This window comes from Candidatus Synechococcus spongiarum SH4, from assembly GCF_000586015.1.
Classification (GTDB): domain Bacteria; phylum Cyanobacteriota; class Cyanobacteriia; order PCC-6307; family Cyanobiaceae; genus Synechococcus_B; species Synechococcus_B spongiarum_F.
On record NZ_JENA01000226.1, the window covers coordinates 1 to 2,648 of the forward strand.

General features: G+C 68.1%; 4 protein-coding genes. All 4 read right to left on the reverse strand.

What is annotated here, in order from left to right:
* The coding region (locus BG35_RS0108840; RefSeq protein ID WP_034418204.1) for an ABC1 kinase family protein at positions 1 to 815 on the reverse strand (815 nt) is incomplete at its 3' end.
* Positions 816 to 877: 62 nt separating this feature from the next.
* The gene (locus tag BG35_RS11700) at positions 878 to 1,279 is read right to left on the reverse strand and encodes a hypothetical protein (protein ID WP_025782534.1); all 402 of its coding nucleotides are present in this window, start codon (positions 1,277 to 1,279) and stop codon (positions 878 to 880) included.
* An 84-nt stretch (positions 1,280 to 1,363) separates the two neighbouring features.
* Positions 1,364 to 1,945: a hypothetical protein gene (locus BG35_RS0108855; protein ID WP_025782535.1), complete on the reverse strand. Its 582-nt coding sequence runs from the start codon at positions 1,943 to 1,945 to the stop codon at positions 1,364 to 1,366.
* A gap of 16 nt (positions 1,946 to 1,961) precedes the next feature.
* Positions 1,962 to 2,648 (reverse strand): bifunctional ornithine acetyltransferase/N-acetylglutamate synthase (locus BG35_RS0108860; protein ID WP_034418211.1); only part of this gene is annotated, 687 nt, incomplete at its 5' end.

Below are 2,648 nucleotides of genomic sequence, written 5' to 3' on the forward strand. Positions count from 1 at the left end.
TTGCCCGGGTGGGGATCCGCGTGGAAAAATCCGAAGACCACCAACTGGCGCAGATAGCTGCCCAGGCCGCGGCGGGCCACCTCCCGGGGATCCAGGCCACGATCCAGCAGCCCCTGGCGGTCGGTGATCTTCAGGCCGGGCATGTAGTCCAGGCACAGCACGCGGCGGCTGCACAACTCCCACACCACCCCGGGCACCCGCACCATGGGGTCATCCGCGAATTGCTGCCGGAAACGGGACGCATACTCCGCCTCCAAGCCAAAATCCAGTTCCCGTAGCAGCACCCGGCGACACTGGGCCGCCAAGGCGGGCCAATCCCGACCCCGACCCCAACGGGGGTGGCGTTGCAACAACCGGGCCACCTGCTGCATCACCTCCAGATCCAGCCGGAACAATTCGTCCAGATTGGGGCGCTGCAACTTCAGCACCACGGCGCGCCCATCCCCAAGGCGGGCCCCATGCACCTGGGCCAGGCTGGCGGAGCCCAAGGGCGTCTCCTCGATGGAGACGATGCGCTCCAGCCGGTCACCCAGTTCCTCCCTCAGCAGTTGCAGGGCCAGGGGGAAGGGGACGGAGGGCACTTGATCCTGCAGCTTGCTGAGCTGGGCCACGTAATCTGGCGGCAGCACGTCAGGACGGGCAGAGAGCAACTGCCCCAGCTTGATGAAGGTGGGTCCCAGACTGATGAGTTCCCGCAGCAGCCATTGGGCCCGCCGCCGCTGACGGCGCCGGCGCCGCGTGTCCCGGTTGGGACCACGGTCAACCCACGGCTGTTGATCCCACCACAACCGCAGCAGCAGCAGGGCGACAAACATCCAGATGCGGACAATGCGCCGCAGCCGCCAGAGCCGGGGGTTCCCGCTTTGTTGCCGTGGAGTCACAGGGTGCTTTGCTCAAGACGCTGGTTGAGCCCGGCCACCTCGGCCCGCAACTGGTCAATGGTCTCCTGCACCTGGGCGGGGCTGGCCCGCTTCCCGGTGGCGGGCTCCGGCTGGGGAGGGCTGTCGTCTTCAGGTTTCCGCCGTTCATCCGCGGCGGGAGCCCGCCGGGACGGGGAGGCCGGGGAGGGTTCCGGTCCTGACGCCTCTGCCGACGGCTGCTCCAGCCGCTCCGCCTCCAGGCAGACTTCCTGCCAGAAGAGTTGCCACTCCTGCTGCAACTGCTGCGCCGCCAGTTCCGCTTCCGTGACAACCTGGGCCGTGGCATCCGCAAGACCGTTGCGAATCCGGGACCGTAGCCGGCTTGCAGTGGCGAGGAGCAGCATCCGCGTTGACGGCATGCCTGAAATGCAAGGACCTGCAGTCTGAATCATGGGGCCGTCAACTGCGTTCCCCGCCTTGCGGGCCGGAGAGACGGACCTGCTTCAAGGCGCAAGGTTGATGGGAGGCGGCGACGGCGCAACGAACTCCGGTGCGCCGGATTCCACAGGCAAGGGCAGGAGCGGTCGAGGCAACTGGGGAGCCTCCATGGTGTCCTGGTCTTGGAGGGGCGCCACCCTGATGTTCTGGTCCTGAGCAGGGTTGTCTTCCCTGTTGTCAACTGTGTTGTCAACCGTTGTCAGGGGGACGGCGGACGGCGTTGCCGGCCCGGCCGGATTGACGTCCCGGGGTTGGGGTGCGGCGGTTGCCGTGGCCTCGGGGGCTGGAATTGGCGGCGGCGGCGCCAAACCATCCGGCTGGGTGGCGGGATTCAGGAGCAGGGGAAGCTGGCTTCCATGGCGGCGTCTGAGGCTCTCCAGACTGGTTCCGGGTAGGGGCTTGACGGTAAAGGGTGGGGAAAGGTCAAGGGGCTTGTAGCTCTTGGTCTGCTCCCACAATCGCAGGGTTCCGTGGAAGCCCACGCTGAGGGCGAGGCCGGCCACGGCGGGACCCAGGGGTATCCAGGGGTTGCTCCGCCAGGATGCGGGGCGGCGGCCAGGGGGCCGGCCCCCCGTGGGGGCGGCCATTCGTCCGGGGGCCGTCTCAGGTGGTGTAGTGGGCATTGATGCGAATGTACTCCTGCGATAGATCACAACCCCAGGCCGAGCCTGACGCCGGACCTGCGCCCACCGCCAGGCGAATGGCCACGCAGTCGTCCTGTAGATAGGCGCCAGCGGCCCGCTCCTGCAGATAGCGCCCCACGGCGGCCCGATCCACCGCCAGGGGCCGGCCGTCCTTGAGCACCTGGTGGGGGCCGATCCAGAGGGCCAGGGCATCGGGATCCAGGGGTGCGCCTGAGCGCCCCGCTGCCGCCACGATGCGGCCCCAGTTGGGATCACGGCCATGGATGGCGGTCTTCACCAGGGAAGAACTGCAAATGGTGCGGGCCATGGTGCGGGCCTCGGCGGCGGTGGCTGCTCCGCTCACCGTCACCTCCAGGAGACAGGTGGCCCCCTCCCCGTCCCGGGCGATGGCCCTGGCCAGGTCACAACAGAGACGCTCCAGGCCGTGGGCCAGTCGGGGCAGGTGCTCCGTTGGCAGGGGCGCGCCGGCGGCAAAGGCCAGCACTGTGTCGTTGGTGCTGGTGTCCCCATCCACCGTAACGGCATTGAAGGAACGGTTCACCGCCGCTTGCAGAGTCCGCTGCCACCACTGGGGATCCACCCCCGCGTCACAGGTGATGAAGGCCAGCATGGTGGCCATATCCGGGTGAATCATGCCCGACCCCTT